Annotated in this window: 17 protein-coding genes; 8 read left to right on the plus strand and 9 right to left on the minus strand. The window is 74.3% G+C overall.

Going from position 1 to position 19,246, the window contains the following annotated elements; genetic code table 11:
- Nucleotides 1–96 precede the first annotated feature (96 nt).
- The 5 genes from TPA0908_RS25200 to TPA0908_RS25220 are packed head-to-tail and all read left to right on the plus strand — an operon-like array spanning nucleotide 97 to nucleotide 4,654.
- Complete coding sequence (locus tag TPA0908_RS25200; protein ID WP_281941920.1) at nucleotides 97–1,068, plus strand: sulfonate ABC transporter substrate-binding protein; 972 nt, start codon at nucleotides 97–99, stop codon at nucleotides 1,066–1,068.
- Complete coding sequence (locus tag TPA0908_RS25205) at nucleotides 1,065–1,898, plus strand: ABC transporter permease (protein ID WP_281941921.1); 834 nt, start codon at nucleotides 1,065–1,067, stop codon at nucleotides 1,896–1,898. Before TPA0908_RS25200 ends, TPA0908_RS25205 begins: the two co-directional genes overlap by 4 nt.
- The gene (locus TPA0908_RS25210; RefSeq protein ID WP_281941922.1) at nucleotides 1,871–2,596 is read left to right on the plus strand and encodes an ABC transporter ATP-binding protein; all 726 of its coding nucleotides are present in this window, start codon (nucleotides 1,871–1,873) and stop codon (nucleotides 2,594–2,596) included. The genes TPA0908_RS25205 and TPA0908_RS25210 overlap by 28 nt, the downstream gene beginning before the upstream one ends.
- Nucleotides 2,597–2,612: 16 nt before the next feature.
- Nucleotides 2,613–4,019: a selenium-binding protein SBP56-related protein gene (locus TPA0908_RS25215; protein ID WP_281941924.1), complete on the plus strand. Its 1,407-nt coding sequence runs from the start codon at nucleotides 2,613–2,615 to the stop codon at nucleotides 4,017–4,019.
- Nucleotides 4,016–4,654, plus strand: coding sequence for a hypothetical protein (locus tag TPA0908_RS25220; RefSeq protein WP_281941926.1), 639 nt, complete (start codon nucleotides 4,016–4,018; stop codon nucleotides 4,652–4,654). Before TPA0908_RS25215 ends, TPA0908_RS25220 begins: the two co-directional genes overlap by 4 nt.
- Before the next feature lie 99 nt (nucleotides 4,655–4,753).
- Here the strand turns inward: TPA0908_RS25220 and TPA0908_RS25225 are convergent, their stop codons facing one another.
- Together TPA0908_RS25225 and TPA0908_RS25230 are read right to left on the minus strand one after the other, a co-directional pair.
- Complete coding sequence (locus TPA0908_RS25225; RefSeq protein ID WP_281941927.1) at nucleotides 4,754–5,758, minus strand: SMP-30/gluconolactonase/LRE family protein; 1,005 nt, start codon at nucleotides 5,756–5,758, stop codon at nucleotides 4,754–4,756.
- A 99-nt stretch (nucleotides 5,759–5,857) separates the two neighbouring features.
- Complete coding sequence (locus TPA0908_RS25230; protein ID WP_281941929.1) at nucleotides 5,858–6,745, minus strand: helix-turn-helix transcriptional regulator; 888 nt, start codon at nucleotides 6,743–6,745, stop codon at nucleotides 5,858–5,860.
- 144 nt (nucleotides 6,746–6,889) lie between these two features.
- Between TPA0908_RS25230 and TPA0908_RS25235 the strand changes: the two genes are divergently transcribed.
- Nucleotides 6,890–8,161, plus strand: coding sequence for a sulfite oxidase (locus TPA0908_RS25235; RefSeq protein WP_281941931.1), 1,272 nt, complete (start codon nucleotides 6,890–6,892; stop codon nucleotides 8,159–8,161).
- Here TPA0908_RS25235 and TPA0908_RS25240 read toward each other — a convergent pair.
- Genes TPA0908_RS25240 through TPA0908_RS25250 form a run of 3 tightly spaced genes read right to left on the minus strand, consistent with a single transcriptional unit; the run spans nucleotide 8,148 to nucleotide 11,793 of the window.
- Nucleotides 8,148–8,696 (minus strand): RNA 2'-phosphotransferase, encoded by a 549-nt coding sequence (locus tag TPA0908_RS25240; RefSeq protein ID WP_281941933.1) that lies wholly within the window; start codon nucleotides 8,694–8,696, stop codon nucleotides 8,148–8,150. The two genes, TPA0908_RS25235 and TPA0908_RS25240, sit on opposite strands and share 14 nt — an antisense overlap.
- 58 nt (nucleotides 8,697–8,754) lie before the next feature.
- Entirely contained in the window at nucleotides 8,755–9,819 is a 1,065-nt protein-coding gene (locus TPA0908_RS25245) for a hypothetical protein (RefSeq protein WP_281941935.1), read from the minus strand.
- A gap of 33 nt (nucleotides 9,820–9,852) precedes the next feature.
- On the minus strand, nucleotides 9,853–11,793 hold the full coding sequence (locus TPA0908_RS25250) for an ABC transporter ATP-binding protein (RefSeq protein WP_281941937.1): 1,941 nt from the start codon (nucleotides 11,791–11,793) through the stop codon (nucleotides 9,853–9,855).
- 243 nt (nucleotides 11,794–12,036) lie between these two features.
- Between TPA0908_RS25250 and pgi the strand changes: the two genes are divergently transcribed.
- Together pgi and TPA0908_RS25260 are read left to right on the plus strand one after the other, a co-directional pair.
- Nucleotides 12,037–13,671, plus strand: coding sequence for a glucose-6-phosphate isomerase (gene pgi / locus TPA0908_RS25255; RefSeq protein WP_281941939.1), 1,635 nt, complete (start codon nucleotides 12,037–12,039; stop codon nucleotides 13,669–13,671).
- Between the two features lie 393 nt (nucleotides 13,672–14,064).
- Nucleotides 14,065–15,489 carry a vanadium-dependent haloperoxidase gene (locus TPA0908_RS25260; protein WP_281941941.1) on the plus strand — a complete coding sequence of 475 codons (1,425 nt, stop codon included), beginning with the start codon at nucleotides 14,065–14,067 and terminating at the stop codon, nucleotides 15,487–15,489.
- Between the two features lie 423 nt (nucleotides 15,490–15,912).
- On the opposite strand, the gene TPA0908_RS25265 is transcribed toward TPA0908_RS25260, so the two are convergent.
- Genes TPA0908_RS25265 through TPA0908_RS25280 form a run of 4 tightly spaced genes read right to left on the minus strand, consistent with a single transcriptional unit; the run spans nucleotide 15,913 to nucleotide 19,236 of the window.
- Entirely contained in the window at nucleotides 15,913–16,323 is a 411-nt protein-coding gene (locus TPA0908_RS25265; RefSeq protein ID WP_281941943.1) for a type II toxin-antitoxin system Phd/YefM family antitoxin, read from the minus strand.
- Between the two features lie 38 nt (nucleotides 16,324–16,361).
- Nucleotides 16,362–16,904, minus strand: coding sequence for a GNAT family N-acetyltransferase (locus TPA0908_RS25270; protein ID WP_107157374.1), 543 nt, complete (start codon nucleotides 16,902–16,904; stop codon nucleotides 16,362–16,364).
- Between the two features lie 50 nt (nucleotides 16,905–16,954).
- Nucleotides 16,955–18,676, minus strand: a complete 1,722-nt coding sequence (locus tag TPA0908_RS25275) for an acyl-CoA dehydrogenase family protein (protein WP_281941946.1) — start codon at nucleotides 18,674–18,676, stop codon at nucleotides 16,955–16,957.
- Nucleotides 18,673–19,236 (minus strand): PadR family transcriptional regulator, encoded by a 564-nt coding sequence (locus TPA0908_RS25280; RefSeq protein WP_281941948.1) that lies wholly within the window; start codon nucleotides 19,234–19,236, stop codon nucleotides 18,673–18,675. Before TPA0908_RS25280 ends, TPA0908_RS25275 begins: the two co-directional genes overlap by 4 nt.
- Nucleotides 19,237–19,246: the final 10 nt, after the last annotated feature.

Raw genomic sequence — 19,246 nt, forward strand, 5'->3', positions numbered from 1 at the left:
ACGACCGCGCCGACAGACTACCCATAAAACCTATCGGGTTGGTAGGTTGCTGACGCCCGCCGAGGTGCCGGGCCCCACCCCTTCCGAGGAGTCGTCATGCGTACCCCGTCGAGACCCCGCCGCCGGGTGACCGCGCTGCTCACCACGCTCGTGCTGCTCGCCGCCGCGACGCTGACCGGCTGTGGCGGCGAGGCCGCCGACGCCCGCGACGGCGACGGCGGACCGCTGCGGATCGGCTACCAACGCTTCGGCGGGCTCAGCCTGGTCAAGGCGCGCGGCACCGCGAAGAACGTCACCTGGTCGCTGTTCGAGAGCGGCCCCGCGCTCACCGAGGCGCTCAAGGCCGGCTCCATCGACATCGGACAGGTGGGCGAGGCCCCACCGGTCTTCGCCGCCGCCGGGAAGATCCCGTTCTCCGTGATCGGCACGTCCGAGCCCATCCCGCAGGGCGAGGCGGTGCTGGTCAGGGCGGACAGCCCGTACCGGAGCTTCGCCGACCTGCGCGGGCGGACGGTCGCGCTGAACAAGGGCTCCAACGTGCACTGGCTGCTGGTGAAGCTGCTGGAGGCGAACCGGATGACGCTCGCCGACCTCAACGTGAAGTACCTCAAGCCGGCCGAGGGACGACCCGCGTTCGACAACGGGCAGGTCGACGCGTGGATCATCTGGGACCCCTACTTCGCGCTGGCCGAGCGGCCCGGCGTACGGGTGCTCGCCGACGCCACCGGCCTGGCCGGCAACCGGGAGTACGTGCTGGCCGCGCCCGGCGCGGTGAAGAACCGCACCGACGACGTCCGGGCCTTCCTGGACACCTACCGCGAGACCACCGACTGGGGCATCGCCCACCCGGCGGAACGGGCCGCCGTGCTCGCCCCGGAGCTGAAGATCCCGCTGGACGTGACCACCCGGGCACTGGCCCGCAGCGCCCGGCCGCTCGCCCCGGTCACCCCGGACATCGGCCGGGAGTTGCAGGCCATCGCGGACAGCTTCGTGGCGCTGAAGCTGGTGCCGGGACCGGTGGACATCGCCGGCCGGGTGGACGACCGGTTCACCGAGGCGTTCCGGTGACCAGCCCGGCGCTGGCCGAGGCGCCCACCCCGGCCGTACCGTCGCCGGCGCCCCGACGACCGCGGGCCCGCACCGGCCGGCGGTGGTGGCGGCTGGTCAGCCCGGTCGCGCTGGTGGTCGCCTGGGAGGCCGCCGCGCGGGTCGGCCTGCTCTCCGCGGAGAAGCTGCCGGCGCCGAGCACGGTGCTGGCCACCGGGGCGCGGCTGGCCGCCGACGGCACGCTCGGCACGCACCTGCTCGACTCGCTCACCCGCGCCGCGCTCGGCCTGCTCATCGGCGGCGGCCTGGCGGTGGCGCTCGGCGCCGCGGCCGGGCTGCTGCGCCTCGGCGACGACCTGGTCGACCCGCCGGTGCAGATGGCCCGGATGCTGCCGCACCTGGGCCTGGTCCCGCTGCTCATCATCTGGGTCGGCATCGGCGAGTCGCTGAAGGTCACGCTCGTCGCGCTCGGCGCGTTCTTCCCGATCTACTTCAACCTGTACGCCGGCATCCGCGACATCGACGAGCGGCTCGTCGAGGCGGCCCGCACCTGCGGACTCGGTGCGGCGGCGCGGCTGCGGCACGTGGTGCTGCCCGGCGCGCTGCCCGCGCTCTTCCTCGGGCTGCGGCTGGCCATCGGCGCGGCCTGGCTGAGCCTGGTCGTCGGCGAGCAGGTCAACGCCCAGACCGGCGTCGGTTTCCTGATGATGGAGGCCCGCGAGTTCAGCCAGACCGACGTGGTGGTGCTCGGCCTGCTCGTCTACGCGTTGCTGGGCCTGGCCTCGGACCTGCTCATCCGGTACGCGGAACGGAGGACGCTGACGTGGCGACGCGGGCTGCGCGCGACCTGACGCCACCGGTGCTCACCGCCCACGCGGTGACCCGGTCCTTCGGCCCCGCCGTGGTGCTGGCCGGGGTCGACCTCACCGTCGCCGCCGGGGAGACGGTGGCGCTGCTCGGCGGCAGCGGCTCCGGCAAGAGCACGCTGCTGCGGGTGCTGGCCGGGCTGGACGACGACGCGGGCGGCGAGCACGCGGTGCACGGCACCGCCGCGGTGGTGTTCCAGGAGCACCGGCTGCTGCCCTGGAAGCGGGTGGCCGACAACGTGGCGCTCGGCCTCACCGGGCCGGGCGTGGGCGACCGGGTCGGCCGCGCGCTGGCCGAGGTCGGGCTCGCCGACCGGGGCCGGGCCTGGCCGGCCGAGCTGTCCGGCGGGCAGGCGCAGCGCGTCGCGGTGGCGCGCGCGCTGGTCCGGGAGCCGGACCTGCTGCTGCTCGACGAGCCGTTCGGCGCGCTGGACGCGCTGACCCGGCTGCGCATGCAGGGGCTGCTGCGCCGGCTGCGCGCCCAGCACGGCTTCGCGGCGCTGCTGGTCACCCACGACGTGGAGGAGGCGCTGCTGCTCGCCGACCGCGTCCTGCTGCTCGACGGGGGCGTGATCGCCGAGGAGGTCCCGGTGGGCCTCGGCCCCGCCCCGAGCCCCGACGACCCGGCCCTCGGCGCGCTGCGCCGTCGGCTGCTCGACCGCCTCGGCGTACCCACCTCGTGACCATGATGGAGCACCGATGACCCGCTGGACCCCGGACCCGACGTTCTACCCCTCCCCCACGCTGGCCGCCGCCGCGCCGGCCGAGAAGCTGGCGTACGTGGCCGCGTTCGACCGCGCCGGGCGGCAACCGGACGCGATCGCGGTGCTGGACACCGACCCGGACTCGGACACGTACGGCCGGGTGGTGGGCTGGACCGAGCTGCCGCACACCGGCGACGAGCTGCACCACTTCGGCTGGAACGCGTGCAGCAGCGCGCTCTGCCCGACCGCGCCGCACCCGCACGTGGAACGCCGCTACCTGATCGTGCCCGGCCTGCGCTCGTCCCGCATCCACGTGCTGGACACCAAGCCCGACCCGCGCCGGCCCGAGCTGGTGAAGGTGATCGAGGCGAAAGAGCTGGGCGAGCGCGCCGGGTACTCCCGCCCGCACACCGTGCACTGCGGGCCGGACGGCATCTACGTCTCCGCGCTCGGCGGCGCCGACGGCGAGGAGGGGCCGGGCGGAATCGCGGTGCTCGACCACACCACGTTCGAGGTACGCGGCGCGTGGGAGGCCGACCGGGGACCGCAGTTCCTGGCGTACGACTTCTGGTGGCACTACACGCAGGACGTGCTGGTCACCAGCGAGTGGGGCACCCCGTCGATGATCGAGGACGGCATCGTCGGCGAGCTGCTGCTCGGTCGCCGCTACGGGCACGCGCTGCACTTCTGGGACCTGGCGAAGCGTCGGCACGTGCAACGCGTCGACCTCGGCGACGCGTACCAGATGGCGCTGGAGCTGCGCCCCGCGCACGACCCGACGAAGTCGTACGGCTTCGTCGGCGTGGTGATCAGCGTCGAGGACCTGTCCGCCTCGGTCTGGCTGTGGCACCGCGACGGCGACGCCTGGGCGGTGACCAAGGTGATCGACATCCCGGCCGAGCCGGCCGACGCGGCGGACCTGCCCGAGCTGCTCAAACCGTTCGGGGCGGTGCCGCCGCTGGTCACCGACATCGACCTGTCGGTGGACGACAGGTTCCTGCACGTCTCCTGCTGGGGCACCGGCGAGCTGATCCGCTACGACGTCAGCGACCCGTTCCACCCGGTGCGGGTCGGCTCGGTGCGCCTCGGTGGCATCGTCGACCGCACCCCGCACCCGGCGTTCCCGGACGAGCCGCTGGCCGGCGGCCCGCAGATGGTGGAGATCAGCCGCGACGGCCGCCGCGTCTACGTCAGCAACTCGCTCTACGGGGCCTGGGACGACCAGTTCTATCCCGACGGCGTGGGCGCCTGGGTGGCGAAGCTGGACGTCGACGAGGAGCACGGTGGCCTCGTGCCGGACCCGCGGTTCTTCCCGCGCGGGGACGAGTTCCGCGGCCGGCGGGTGCACCAGACCCGGTTGCAGGGCGGCGACGCCTCGTCCGACTCGTACTGCTTCCCGTGACCGGCGCGACCTGGGCGGCGCTTGTCGGCCTCGGCGCGTTCCACGGCCTGAACCCGGCGATGGGCTGGCTGTTCGCGGTGGCCCGGGGCCTGCAGGAACGCCGTCGGGCCGCGCTGCTGGCCGCTCTGCCGCCGATCGCGGCCGGGCACCTGGCGTCGGTGGCGGTGGTCGCCGCGCTGGTCAGCGCCACCCGCTCGGTGACGGCCGGCACGGCGGTCGCGGTCGGCGGCGGGGTGCTGCTGGTCGGGTTCGGGCTGTGGCGGCTGCTGTCCGACCGGCACTTCCGCTGGGCCGGGATGCGGCTGTCGGCGGCCCAGCTCACCGCCTGGTCGTTCCTGATGTCGGCGGCGCACGGCGCGGGGCTGATGCTGCTGCCGGTGCTGCTCGCCGAGCCGGCGGTCGGCGCCGGGCCGCACGCCGGGCACCTGGCCGCCGCGCCGGCCGGCGCGCTGACCGGGCTCGCCGCGGCGGCCGTGCACACCGGGGCCATGCTCGGTGTCGCGCTGACGGTCGCGCTGCTGGTGTACGAGGTGCTCGGCGTCGGCGTGCTGCGCCGGGCCTGGTTCAACGTCGACCGGCTGTGGGCCGGCGTGCTGGTGGCCGCCGGTGTGGTGACCCTGCTCGGCGCCACCTGAGCGCCGGACCGCCCGTCGCCGTCATCCGACGGTGGCGGGCGATCCGGTGTTCAGCATCGCGGGACGGCGGCCCGCACCGCGTCGCGGCGTACGACCCGGTCAGCGGCCCGGCAGGGTGGCCAGCACCAGGTTCGGGTCGACGCCTGTGGTGTACGCGGCGCTGAGCACCACGACGGTGCGACCCCGCACGGCCACCGAGGTCGGGTTCTGGAGCCCGTCAGCGGCGGTCAGCAGCGTTCGTGACCGGCCGGCCGCGTCGATGCCCACCACCGTGTTCGGCCCGTTCAACGCGGCGACGACCTGCCGGTCACCGGCACCGACGAACGCGAAGTCGTCGATGCCGACCAGGCCGGCCGCCGCCACCCGGACCGGACCGGGCCGACCGTGCCGCACCGGAATGCGCAGGAGCGTGCCCTGGTCGAGGTTGGTCGCCCACACCGCGCCGGCGCGCACCTTGATGCCGTTGGCGCCGAGGAAACCCGTCGCGGCGAGTTCGGGCGCCGAGGACCAGACCTCGACCCGGCCGCCGTCCAGAGCGACTGTCGAGATCGTGCCGAGCACCGAGTCGGTGAGGTAGAACCGCTTCGCCGTCGCGTCGAACGCCAGGCCGTTGGGCAGTCCGTCGGCCGGCAGGGCCGCGATGCGGTGCGGGGCCTGGCCGGGGCGTAGCCGGTACAGACCGGTCGAGGCGGCGTCGCCACTCGCGTACAGGAAGAAGAGCGTGCCTTCGGCCGTTCGGACGATGCCCGTGGTCAGCGCGAACGAGAGCACCGGCGTGCGGACGCCCCCGTCGGCGGGGGCCGGCAGGGTCGCCAGGATCCGCGTCCCCCCGGCGGGGGTGACCGCGGCGACCTGTCGGGAGGCCGCGAAGGTGACGTAGGCCGTGCCGTCCGGGCCGGTCGCGACGTTCTCCGGCATCTGCCCCTTCGTCAGGTCGAAGTGGACCGCGATCCGCGAGGTCACCGACGGGTCGGACGGTCGGTCCGAACCGACGGTCAGGGCCCGTGCGGTGGCGGCCGGTGCGGCGTTCGGCGGCACGGCGGTCACGACGCCGATCCCCGCCGCGGCGAGCGCGACGGCGAGGGTCATCATTCTCTTACGCATTCTTGTTCCTTACTGACGGTCTGCTTGGTGGGCGTGAAACGGGCGCGACGGGTCCGGCGCTCCTCGCGGAGCACCTCGCGTCGCACGATCGGGGTGGTGCTATTCGCGCCGGACAGGCGGGCGCGCAGCGTCGGCACGGGCGGTGGTGACGCTGTGCACGAGCAACGTCATCGCCGCGTGCGATGCCGAGCCGGGCTCGGTGGTGGCGACGACGACGGTCTGACCACCCTCGGTCCGCAGGACCTGCTGCGTCACGTCCATGGCACCGACCAGCGGGTGACGCATCCGGTAAACGGTGTCGCCGCCGGCCTTCACCCGGTGGTCGGCCCACATGGCGGCGAACTCCGGGCTCCGCAGGCTCAACTCGCCGACCAACGCGGCCATCAGCGGGTCGTCCGGATCCTGCCCGGAGGCCATCCGCAACGTCGCCACCACCGCGCGGGCCTTGGTGGGCCAGTCCGCGTACAGGTCGCGGGTGTGCGCGTCCAGGAACACCAGCCGTGCCATGTTCGGGGACCGGTCCGGCCGTTCCGGGATCTCCGGAGTCAGGTGGCCGGCGAACAGCGCATGCCCCGGGGTGTTCCACGCCAGCACGTCGGCGCGACGACCGAGCACCACCACCGGCACGTCGCCGAGCGTCGCGACGAGCTGGCGGACCGCCGGGCTCACCCGCTCCGGGGCCGGGCGGCGCACGGCGGGCCGCCGACGGGTCCCGGCCGCCAACTCGGTCAGGTGCCGGCGTTCCGCGTCGTCGAGCCGCAGTGCCCGGGCGAGCGCGTCGAGCACCTCGGGTGAGGCGTTCCCGGCCTGCCCCTGCTCCAACCGGGAGTAGTACGACGCGCTCACCCCGGCCAGCAGCGCGAGTTCCTCGCGGCGCAGGCCGCGAACCCGGCGCCGCTCCCCGTACGTCGGCACGCCGGTGTCTTCCGGCCGTAGCTGGGAGCGCCGGGCCCGGAGGAAGTCACCGAGCTGTCCTCTCGCGTTCATGACTCGAAGTATCGCCAGCCCCGCCCTGCGCCAACCACTCCCTGTCGGGGATAGGCACCGCGGGGCGAGGCAGGCCCACGTCGACGACAGTCAACTCCTACTGATTCAATAGGAAAGGCAGTGTCGCCGAGCCCGGAGGTCCCCGTGAGCCTGTCCCCCACCGAAGCCGCCCACGATGCCGAACGGAGCCGGCAGTGGCTCGCCGGTGCGGCACGCGGCGACGGCGTCGACCGTGACGCGTTGCGGGAGCTGGGCGCCGCCATGGCCGCGGTCACCGCCGCCGCCGCGGAACGCGAGCCGGTCGCGGTGACCGCCGTCCCGGTCGGCGTCGACCCGCCGATCGCCAAGCCGCTGCCGCCGGAGCTGCTGCGTCGACTGGACACCAACGCCGAGATGCACTGGTCGGCGATGGCCGGTCAGGGATACGTGGTCCCGACCGACCGCTTCTTCGTCCGCAACCACACCGTCACCCCGCGACTCGACCCGGCAACCTGGCGACTGTCGCTGTTCGGCGACGGGCTGCACGGCGCGCCGACCCGGACCGCGCCGGTGGAGTTCAGCCTCGACGAGCTGCGCCGGCTGCCGGCCGAGGAGAGCACCGCGCTTGTCGAGTGTGCCGGCAACGGGCGGCGGTTCTTCGCCGCGCAGCAGGGCGAGCCGGCCCCGGGCGTGGCCTGGGGGCTGGGCGGTGTGGGCGTGGCCCGCTGGCGCGGCGTCCGGCTCGGCGCCGTGCTGCGCCGGGCCGGCCTGCGCGACGACGCGGTCGACGTGATGCCCGAGGGCCTGGACCCGCACTACGTCACCGGCGGGATCGACCTGGGCCGGGTCCGCCGGCCGCTGCCGGTCGCCAAGGCGCTCGACGACGTGCTGCTGGCGTACGAGATGAACGGCGCGCCGTTGCCGGCCGACCACGGCTTCCCGGTGCGGGTGGTGGTGCCCGGCTGGATCGGCATCTCCTCGATCAAGTGGGTGGGGCCGGTGGAGGTCTCCACCACGCCGCTGTTCTCACCCTGGAACACCCGGTTCTACCGGCTGTTCGGCCCCGGTCACCCGGACGGCGGCGCGGTGCTCGGCGCACAGCCGGTGAAGAGCGCGTTCGAGCTGGCCTGGGACGCCCGGGTGCCGGCCGGCGAGGAACTGCTGCTGCGCGGCCGGTCCTGGTCCGGCAACGGCCCGATCGAACGGGTCGAGGTGGACACCGGCGACGGGTGGCGCGCGGCCGACCTGGTGGCCGCCGACCGGGGCGGCCCCTGGCAGCGCTGGACCGCGCGCTGGCGCCCACCGGTCGCCGGCCGGCACACGCTGCGGGCCCGCGCCACCGACCGCACCGGCGCCGGCCAGCCCGACCGGGCCGAGCCGAACACGCTGGCCTACGCCTTCGACGCCGTGGTGGCGCACCCGGTCACGGCGTGCTGACGGTCAGGTAGCCGGGCGGGACGGTGTCGGTCAGCCACACCCCGTTCGCCGACCGGTAGAACAGGTAGCCGTGGTCGGCCATGGTGGCGGCGTCGACCGCGAGCACGACCACCGCGCCGGAGCGCCGCGCGCCGACCCGCCGGGCCGTCGCCACGTCCGACGACAGGTGTACGTGGTGCCGGCGTCCCCGCCGCAGTCCTTCGGCCCGGATCGCGTCCAGCACCTCGTCGGCGGTGCCGTGGTAGAGCCGGCCGGGCGGCGACGCCGGCGTCAGACCGAGGTCGACCGGGACCGAGTGGCCCTGGTTGGCGCGGATCCGGTCGGCCCCGTCCGGGCCGGGCTCCACCGCGAAGCGTTGCTTGTCGTTGCCGGCGACCACGGCGTCCAGCTCGACGCGGCTGATCCGCATCGCGGCGAGCAGGTCGGTGACCGGCGCCCAGCCGGCCCGGTCGAGCGTCAGGCCGAACCGGTCGGGACGGTGCCGCAACGCCAGCGACATCCGTCTGCTCACCCGGACCAGGTCACGGTGTTCCATCCGGACAGTGTGGGCGTTCGGCCGCGCCGCGTCGACCGGGTTCGGTAGCCGGCGGGGTTCAGCGGACGGCGGCCGACTTCGGGTCGGCCATCAGGCCGGCGACGTCCACCACCTCGAAGTCGCTGCCGCGCAGGCGGTCCAGCGCATGCAACGCGTCGTTGTCCCAGCGCGGATCCGGTGCGCCGGAGACGTACCAGGCCGAGCCGTGGTCGGCCACGATCAGCCCGTGGCGGCGCATCGCCTCGGCCACGATCCGGGCCTGCCGGGGCAGCCCGGACAGGTCGACCGAGCGCTTGAGCCGCAGCCGTTGACCGAGCTGCGGCAGGGCGGGGTCGGTGGCCGACGAGGCGGAGTGACCGGCCGGCCACGTCCAACCGGTCCGGGTACGCGGCACGGTCACCCGGATCGCGTGGTCGATCCGACCGGCGGCCACCTCCTCGTAGCGGACCAGCCCGGCGAGCACGGACAGCCCGGCGGCGTCGGCGGAGGTCCAGCCGGCCGGCCGCATCCGATTTGCCCGCAGGTCGAAGACCGCGCCAGAGCCGGCCCGCCAGCCGGCGCCGGAGCGGTGCGCGTCGAACAGCTCGTACGCGCGGCAGGCGGCCCGGTCCCAGACGATCACGTGCCGGTCGCCGGTGCCGGCCGGGCCGCCCTCGACCTTCGCGTCGGGCGGGATCGGGTACGGCCCCGGGTCGCTCTCGTCGGCGTACCCGAAGGTGACCGGGACCTTCCGTTGCCCGGCCGCGACGACGGTGACCGGGATGCCGATCGGCGCGCCCGCCCACTGCCCGGAGCCGAAGTCGGCGTGCACGGTCGCGCCGGCCCCGATCGCGCCGATCATCGCGCTGGACCGGGTGTGCACGGGCAGCCGGGAGACGTCGGCGTGCCAGACGTTGTCGGCCGGGAACACGGTGCACGGGTGGGCCGGGGCGCTCGGCCGGGCGCCGATCCCGGCCCGGGCGGCCGGCACGGGCGACGGCGCTGTCGTGGCGGACGGCGCACCCGGCGTCACGCCGGCGGACCCGGGCGCGGCGGTGGACGCGGCGGGATCGGCCCCGGACGCGGAGCAGCCGGCGGTCAACAGGGCCAGCACGACGACGGCGGCGCGGCGGGGGCGGGGCATCCCGGCGATCCTGCCCCACGCGTGAGCTGGCGGTCAACGCTCGGCGGCCGGCTCGCCGGTGCCGGCCAGGTAACCGGCCGCCTGTAGTTCGAACAGCTGCCGGTAGGGGCCGTCGGAGGCCATCAGCGTGCCGTGGTCGCCCTGCTGGACGAGGCGACCGTGGTCCAGCACGAAGATCCGGTCGGCGTGCCGCACGTTGGCCAGCCGGTGGGTGATCAGCACGACGGCCCGTTGCGGGTGCCGCCGCAGGTGCGCGAAGAGGGCGTGCTCGGCGCGCGCGTCCAGCGCGGCGGAGGGCTCGTCGCAGATCAGCAGCCGGGCGTCGCGGTAGAGGCTGCGGGCGGCCACCAGCCGCTGCCACTGCCCGCCCGACAGGTCCTGACCGTCCTTGAACTGCCGGTCCAGCAGCGTGTCGTACCCGAACGGCAGCTCGCTGATCATGTCGTGCGCGGCGGCGTCCCGGGCGGCGGCCTCCACGGTCGGGCCGGGCCGCCCGCCCCGGTCGTGGCGACCGACCCGGATGTTCTGCCGGGCGGTGAACGGGAACTTCCACCAGTCCTGGCTCATCACCGCGACCTGGGCGGCGACCTGGCGCGGGTCCAGCTCGGCGATGTCCACCCCGTCCCAGCGGATCGTGCCGTCGGTGGGCCGGTAGAGGCCGGCGATCAGCTTGGCCAGCGTGGTCTTGCCGGAGCCGTTCTCCCCCACCAGCGCGACCACCTCGCCGCGCCGGACCGTGAGGCTGACCTCGTCGACGGCGACGCCCTCGGTGTCCGGGTACCGCAGGCTGACCCGGTCGAGCTCCATGCGGTCGAACCCGTCGACCGGCCGCTCGCCACCGGCCGGGACCCGCCGGTCGGCCCGGTCGAGGAAGTCCCGGTAGTCCTGGTAGTAGAGGGCGTCCTCGTAGAGCGAGTTGGTGGCGAAGATCGCGGTGCGCAGGCTGCCACGCGCGGACTGGAGGGCGAGCAGCGCGGTGGCCGCCGCCGCGAGCGCCACCACGCCTCCCATGAGCAACGCGCCCAGCACCAGGTAGAGCCCGAACGTGGCGATCCCGGTGACGGACAGGCCGACACCCCGGGTGATCGTCTGAGCCCGGGCCAGGCGCAGTTCGGCCCGGGTCTCCAGGCGCGTCATCAGGCGGTACTCCGAGAGCAGGAAGTCGCGCATCTGGTAGGCGCGGATCTCGGCCGCCGTGTGCCGGTTGGCCATCAGGTCGGCGAGCATCCACTTGCGGCGGCGCCGGGTGATCCGGGCGAGCCAGTCGACGTGCTGCCGGCGGGCCATCCGCACCGCCGTCACCGCCTCCGGGGCGGCGGCGACGAGCAGACAGGGCAGCAGCGACGGGTGAACGACGGCCACCGCGACGGCGGTGGCCACCACCCCCACCACGCCGGTGACCAGGTTGACCGTGTCGTCGACCAGGGACCCGGCCTCGGCCAGCCCGCGGTCGCGGGCACGGTCCATCTCCTCGGCGAAACCGGCGTCGTCGAAAGCGGCCAGCTCGACCGCGGAGGTGGTCTCGAACAGCCGCCGCTCCACCGCGTAGTTGATCTGTGGGATGAGCCGGGCCTGCGCCCATCCCGCCGCGACGGTCAGCGCGCCCCGCGTGGTGACGGCCGCCGCGGCCAGCACCAGGGCGGGCAGCGCCGCCCGGATCCGAGCCGGCGTCGGACCGGCCGCGAAAAGCTGCTGGAGCACACCCGTGGTGGCGAGCAGGCCGAGCGTGGTGAGCACGCCGGCGGCCATGTTGAGGCCGAGCGACGCCGCGGTGTCCCGGCGGCTGGTCGCCCAGGCCAGGCCGACCGCCTCGCGGACCAGCGCGGGCAGCCGACGGGCCACCGACCAGAAGCCGGTGTGGGCCAGCTCGGTGGCCCGGTGCATCCAGTGCGGATCGACCAGCTCCGGCAGCGCCGACTCACCGGCCGGCTCGTCCGGGTCGGACGGGGGACGAGGGTGGACCACTCGGGGCATGGCACCTCCCACACGGGGACCGGGCAGCAGGATATTACGTTCGGCAATCGACCGGTGTCAGCCGGTGACCGGCGTGTCGAACGGACGCGCCAGGCTCGTGTCGGGCTCGACGCCGCGTGGGACGCGCCCACCAGGTGGGGCGATGCCGGGTCGCGTCGCGGTGACCGGCCCCGGATGGCAGGCTGGTGGGGTCGCCGGCGAAGGCCCGCCGACCGCCCCGTCGTGAAGGAGAAGATCGACCCGATGGCTGTGGACGTCACCACCACCGACGAATGGCAGGCGCTGCGCAAGCACGCCGAGGCGATGCGCGCCACCCACCTGCGCGACCTCTTCGCCGCCGACGGGCAGCGGGGCGAGCGGCTCATCGGCGAGGTCGCCGACCTGCACGTGGACTACAGCAAGAACCTGGTCACCGACGAGACGGTCGCGCTGCTCACCGCGCTCGCCGAGCGGGTCGGCCTCGCCGAGCGGATCGCGGCCATGTTCGCCGGCCGGCACATCAACGTCACCGAGGACCGCGCCGTGCTGCACACCGCGCTGCGCCTGCCCCGGGACGCCACGCTGCACGTGGACGGCCAGGACGTCGTCGCCGACGTGCACGCCGTGCTGGACCGGATGTCGGCGTTCGCCGACCGGGTGCGCTCCGGCGGGTGGCGCGGCCACACCGGTGAGCGGATCACCACCGTGGTCAACATCGGCATCGGCGGCTCCGACCTGGGTCCGGTGATGGCGTACGAGGCGTTGAAGGCGTACCGGGACGCGGGGATCTCCTGCCGGTTCGTGTCCAACATCGACCCGACCGACATCCACGACAAGACCGCCGACCTGGATCCGGCGCGCACGCTGTTCGTGGTGGTCTCGAAGACGTTCTCCACCCAGGAGACGCTGGCCAACGCCGACCAGGCACGACGCTGGCTGCTCGCCGGGCTGGACGCGGACGACGACGCGGTCGCCCGGCACTTCGTCGCGGTCAGCACCAACGAGCAGCGGGTGCGCGACTTCGGCATCGATCCGGAGAACATGTTCGGCTTCTGGGACTGGGTGGGCGGGCGGTACTCGCTGCCCTCGGCGGTCGGGTTGTCGGTGATGCTGGCGATCGGCCCGGACCGGTTCCGCGAGATGCTGGCCGGTTACCACGCCGTCGACGAGCACTTCCGCTCGACTCCGGTGGAGCGCAACGTGCCGGCGCTGCTCGGGCTGCTCAACGTGTGGTATTCGGACTTCCTCGGCGCGGAGACCCACGCCGTGCTCCCGTACGCGCAGTACCTGCACCGGTTTCCGGCCTACCTCCAGCAGCTCACCATGGAGAGCAACGGCAAGTCGGTACGCGTCGACGGCTCCCCGGTGACGTACCCGACCGGGGAGATCTTCTGGGGCGAGCCCGGCACCAACGGTCAGCACGCCTTCTACCAGCTCATCCACCAGGGCACCCGGCTGATCCCGGCGGACTTCATCGCGTTCAGCCGGCCCAACCACGACCTGGGCGACATGCACGACCTGTTCATGTCGAACTTCTTCGCCCAGACCGCCGCGCTGGCGTTCGGGCGCACCCGGGAGCAGGTGGAGGCCGAGGGCACCGCGGCCGACGTGGTGCCGCACCGGGTGATGGCGGGCAACCACCCGACCACCTCGATCCTGGCCCCGAAGCTCACCCCGGCGACCCTGGGCCAGCTCATCGCGCTCTACGAGCACATCGTCTTCACCGAGGCGGCGGTCTGGGACATCAACGCCTTCGACCAGTGGGGCGTGGAACTGGGCAAGGTGATGGCCAACCAGCTCGCCCCGAAGCTCACCGGAGCGGCCCCGGACCTGGCCGAGGTGGACACCTCGACCGCGGAACTGATCCGCCGCTACCGCGCCGAGCGCGGCCGGAGCTGACCTCCGCCGACGACGCCCGGGTGACCTGACCGCCCGGGCGTCGTCGTGACCTGCGGTGACGTGAACCCGCCATTCGGTTGCACGAATTGCTCGACTGCTTACTCCCCGACAGTCGCCACATTTACCCGCGCCTCACCTTGACCCCGCGCGTCGGCCGCCGCAACCATGGATGAGCCGACGTCGATTCACATTTCGACGACGGCGCGGCGGACCACCTGAGCAGTGGGGCGTCGGTTCGCAACGGGGGCTCGACGGGGAAACGGCTTTCCGCACGTCACCGATCCGGACGGCATTCCGGATGCGCTGGCGCGCGCCTATTCTCCCGCACCCGTGATCCGTTGCGGAAACGGCATTGCCGCCGCCATTCGACAGCGGATCACGACGGGGGAAATCGTGGATCAGATCCTGTACTGGAACGAGGTGGCCCTGGAGGCGAACCGGGTCACCCACACCACCGGCGACGTCACCGAGGCACAGTCGCAGGGGCCGGTGGGCAGCGCCCGCGCGCTGGCCATCGTCCACCTGGCCATGCACGACGCGTACGTCGGTCTCACCGGGGCGTACGAGCCGTGGCTGGGCGACCGGCTGCCGGAGGCACCCGCCGACGCGGACCCGGACAGCGCCGTGGCGGCCGCCGCCCGGACCACGCTGGCCGTGCTGCACCCGGCACAGCGGGCGTTCTTCGAGGCCCGGCACCTCGCCGCGGGCCTGGTCGCCGGCAAGCACGACGCGGCCGGGCACGCCTACGGCCGACAGGTCGCCGAGGAGGTGCTGCGGCTGCGGGCCGGCGACCCCGGCCTCGGTGACGACGGCTACGTGCCGTCCCTGGCGCGCCCGCACCACCGCGTCGACCCGGACAACCCGGGGCAGGGCTACCACGCGCCCTTCTACGGCGCGCGGTCACGCTGCTTCGCGGTGACCACCCGGCACCAGCTCGACGCACCGCCGCGCCCGGGCGACCGGGCGTACGAGCGGGCGCTGCGCCAGGTGCGGGGCAAGGGCGTCGCGCCGCACCTGGCCGGCACGCTGCCGGACCGGCTGCCGCGCCGGACCGCCGCCGAGACCGCCGTCGGGCTGTTCTGGGCCTACGACGGCGCGCGTGGCGTCGGCACCCCGCCCCGGTTCTACAACCAGATCGTCCGGGCCGTGGCCCGGGCCCAGGGCCACGACACGGCCCGCAACGCGCGACTCTTCGCGCTCGTCAACGCCGCGATGGCCGATGCCGGCATCCTCTGCTGGGCGGAGAAGTACCGCCACGACCTGTGGCGACCGGTGCTCGGCATCCGGGAGCACGACAGCTCGCTGGGGCCGACCGGCACCGGTGAGGCCGCGCTCGACCCGGCCGGCGACGTCGGCTGGCTGCCGTTGGGCGCGCCGAACACCAACAGCGTCGGGCAGAAGAACCGGACGCCGAACTTCCCGGCGTACCCCTCCGGCCACGCCACGTTCGGCGCGGCGGCGTTGCAGACGGTGCGCCAGTTCCACGGGCGCGGCGGGCGCGGCCCGGACGACCTCGCCGACGGGCTGGAGTTCGTCTCCGACGAGCTGAACGGCGTCAGCGTGGACAACACCGGCACGGTCCGGCCGCGCTGGGCCCGCCGCTTCCCGGACGGGTTGTGGCAGATGATCGAGGAGAACGGCCTGAGCCGCGTCTATCTGGGCGTGCACTGGTCGTTCGACGCGTTCGCGCTCGACGACGACGGCCGGGTCGACCTCGGGCAGAACGTCGGCGGCGTGCGCCTCGGCCTGGAGGTGGCCGACGACCTGGCCACGCACGGTTTGCGCGCCGACGCCGCCGCCGGCCCGGTCGAGCCGTGAACGGCAGCGGCCCGGTCACGCCGAGACACGGCAGCGGCCCGGTCGAGCCGTGAACGGCAGCGGCCCGGTCAGGCCGCGAGACGGCAGCGGCCCGGTCGAGCCGTGAACGGCAGCGGCCCGGTCGAGCCGTGAACGGCAGCGGCCCGGTCGAGCCGTGAACGGCAGCGGCCCGGTCGAGCCGTGAACGGCGGCGGCCGGGACCCGCCCGGAAGCGGCGGCGGTCGCTCGGGCCGCCGCTCGGACGGCCGTCGTGCCGCGCGCCACGGGGGTGCGCGCGGCACGGCGGCGCCGGCGGGGTCGGGCCGGGCGGCTCCCGGGGTCGGGCGCGTGGTGCGGACGACCCACGCCACGGGGCCGGTGGCACCTGGCCCTCGGCCGAGGCACGGGCGGCGCTTGCCGCCGGGCGTCGGTCGGCCCGGCCGGTCAGGGGCGCAGCAGGTCGGCGTGGGCGGCACGGAGCCGGGTGAGGGCCGCGTCGCCGGCCGGCGCGCGCCGGTCCAGCTCGGCCCACGCCTCGGCGAGCGCGTCGGTGAGGGCCCGCAACTCGGCGGCGTGCCGCCGGCTGGACTGCCGGTGCAGCTCCTCCAGGCGGCGGGCCCAGCCGGCGCTGATCGCGGCGATCCGCTCCGCGTCGGCCCGGGCCTGGGCCCCGGTGCGGGCGGCCGGGGCGGGCACGATCGCGGCGATCGGGCGGGGGTCGCCGTCACGCGTGACGACGGTGACCGTGTCGGTCAGCTCGGCGAGGGAGACGAGTTGGGTGAGCCGGGTGCGGACCTCGCGCAGCGGCAGGGCGCGCGGCTGGGGGGACCGGTCGGCCAGTGCGGGGACAGCCATGGACACATGTTGACGTCCGGGTACGACAAGAACCCTTCTCAGGCCGTCCATTCCGGCGCCAGCACCGACCAGACCTCCATGTCCGCCCGGCCCTCCGGCACCGGCGCGGCGTCCCGGAGCACCCCGTCGCGGCGCATGCCGAGCCGGCGGGCGACCGCGATGCTGCGCTCGTTGCCGGCCCGGGTCACCCACTCGACGCGGTGGATGCCGCGCTCCCGGACCGCCCAGTCGATGACGACCCGGGCGGCCCGGGTGACCAGGCCCTGGCCCTCCGCGTCGGCCTCCAGCCAGCAGCCGGCCTCGCAGACGCCGCGCGCGGTGCTCAGCGACACCAGCAGCACGCCACCGACGAGCGTGCCGCGCTGCCAGATGCCCCAGATCCCGCCGTCGTCGCGGGCCCACCGGTCCGCGTACGCCTGGAGGACCCGGCGGGCCGACTCGGCGTCGGTGGCCACGAAGGACGCGCCGACCCAGGGCGCGATGTGCTCCCGGCAGCGGTCGAGGTTGGCGAGGAACTCGTCGGCGTGCCAGGGCTGCAACGGGCGCAGCTCGGCGTCGTCGGTCAGGGCAAGCGCGAACATCCGTGCAACCTACCGGCCCACCGTGCGGTCCCGCCCGCCGATTTCGCCGCTCACTGTCGCATCTCGTACGCGCCGGCCAGGTCGGCCACCCGCTGCCACGTGCGGGCGCTGCGATCGGCGTCGACCACCGGGCGGCGGATGTGGGCGAGCGCCCAGGCGGCCTGCTCGTCGGTGGTGGCCGGTTTGCCGTGCAGCTCGGTGGCGTAGCCGGAGAAGTCCCGGACCAGCAGGTCGAAGATCTCGTCGAGCAGGTCCGGGTCGAGGCCGGTCAGCTCCGCCTGCTCCAGGACGAGCTGACCGTAGACCACGAGCGCGAAGAGCTGGCCGATGGTGAGCAGGAAGTCCAGGTCGCGCTGCTGCGTCTCGTCCGGCGCGTGCGCGGCGAGCAGCGTGACCAGCCCGTCGGCCTGTTCCCGGAACCGGGCCACGTTGGGCAGGTGGGCGTGCGCGTCGTAGGCGGCGCGCCAGTCGTGGAACCGGATCGCGCCGAGGCCGCGCGCCGGGCCCTGCCGGAACAGGAACGTGTCGTCGGCCGCGTCCCGCCGGGTCGGCACCGCCGGGTGCTCGGTGGGCCGGAACAGGTAGTTGGGCATGAACTTGAGGATCAGCGCCAGGTTGACGTGGACGGTGCCCTCCAGCTTCGGCAGGCCGCGGATGTCCTTGGCGGCCTTGTCGAAGTAGGTGTCGGCCTCGAAGCCCTTGGCGGCGATGACGTCCCAGAGCAGGTCGATCACCTTCTCGCCCTCGGTGGTGACCTTCATCTTGGTCATCGGGTTAAACAGCAGGTAGCGGCGGTCGTCCGGGCCGGCCGAGCGGAAGTAGTCGACCGCCCGGTCGCTGAACAGCTTCATCGCCACCAGCCGGGCGTACGCGTCGGTCAGCTCGCGGCGCACGTGCGGGAAGTCGGTGACCCGCCGGCCGTACAGCACCCGGCCGTGGGCGTGGCTGACCGCCTCGTACATGGCGTGCTCGCAGATGCCGACGGACGCGGTGCAGAGGTTGAACTTGCCGACGTTGACCGTGTTCAGCGCGGCGTCGAACGCGGCCGGCCCGGTGTGCAGCACGTCCTCGGCGCGCACCGGGTAGTCCTCCAGCCGGAACTCGGAGACGTACATCTGGGCGGCGACCACGTTGCGGACCAGCCGGTACGCCGGGTGCCGGCTGTCGGCGGCGAAGAACACGTACCCCTCGGGGCCCTCGACGTCGGCGCGCCGGCCGAAGACCGAGACCAGCCCGGCGACGTTGCCGTTGCCGATGTAGTACTTGCCGCCGGTGGCCCGGAACCCACCCGCGCCGTCGGGGGTGAGCAGCATGTCGGTGGCGTAGATGTCGGCGCCGTGCGGACGCTCGGAGAGGCCGAACGCCATCACGTGCCCCTGGTCGAGCAGCTCGGCGGCGCGGGCCCGGGCGGCGGCGTTGCCGCTCTGCCACACCGGCCCGAGGCCGAGCACGGTGACCTGCCAGGTGTACCAGTAGCCGAGCCCGTAGAAGCCGAGGATCTCGCTGAGCGCGGCGTTGCGGGCGGTGTCCCAGCGCTTGTCGGCGTCGTCGCCGCCGTCGGCGGACGGGGTGAGGAACGTGGCGAAGAGGCGTTCCCGGGCGGCGAAGTCGAGGAAGTCGCCATACCACTCGCGGGCGTGGTAGCTGTCGACCAGGGCGCGCTTGCCCCGGGTCTCGAACCAGTCGATGGTGGCGCGCAGCAGCCGCCGCGAGGTCTCGTCGAGGTCGGCGGGGTCGTAGTGGTGCGGGTGGAACAGCAGCGGGTCGCTCACGCGGGGGGCCTTTCCGGGTCGAGGTCGCGGAGGGTGGCCAGGACGTCGTCCAGCCAGGCCAGCACCATCCGCTCGTACGCGATGCCGCCGCGCAGCACCACGTGCTGCAACGCCGCCCGGGCGTCGGGTGCGGCGGAGCCGAAGTCGCGGCGCTCGCCGGCCAGGTAGCCGGCGAGGACGGTCTGGTGGTCGGCGCGATAGCGCTCGACCTCGGCGACCAGGAGCGCGCGCCCGGCCGCGTCGTCGAACGCGGCGCCCCGGATCTTGACCGCCAGTTCGTGCCGGACCGCCTCCGGGCGCACCGGGGCGTGCAGCCAGCCGACAAGCGCGGCCCGGCCGGTCGGGGTGACCGACCAGAGCTTCTTGTCCGGCAGGCTCTCCTGACCGATCTCCTCACCGGTGATCCGGTCGTCCTCGGCGAGCTGCTTGAGGACCCGGTAGATCTGCTGGTGCGTGGCGGTCCAGAAGCGCCCGATCGAGCGGTCGAAGCGACGGGCCAGCTCGTAGCCGGAGGCGGGTTGCTCCAGCAGCGAGACGAGGATGGCGTGCTCCAGCGACATGCCGGTCATC

The organism is Micromonospora sp. AKA38, assembly GCF_027925725.1.
GTDB lineage: Bacteria > Actinomycetota > Actinomycetes > Mycobacteriales > Micromonosporaceae > Micromonospora.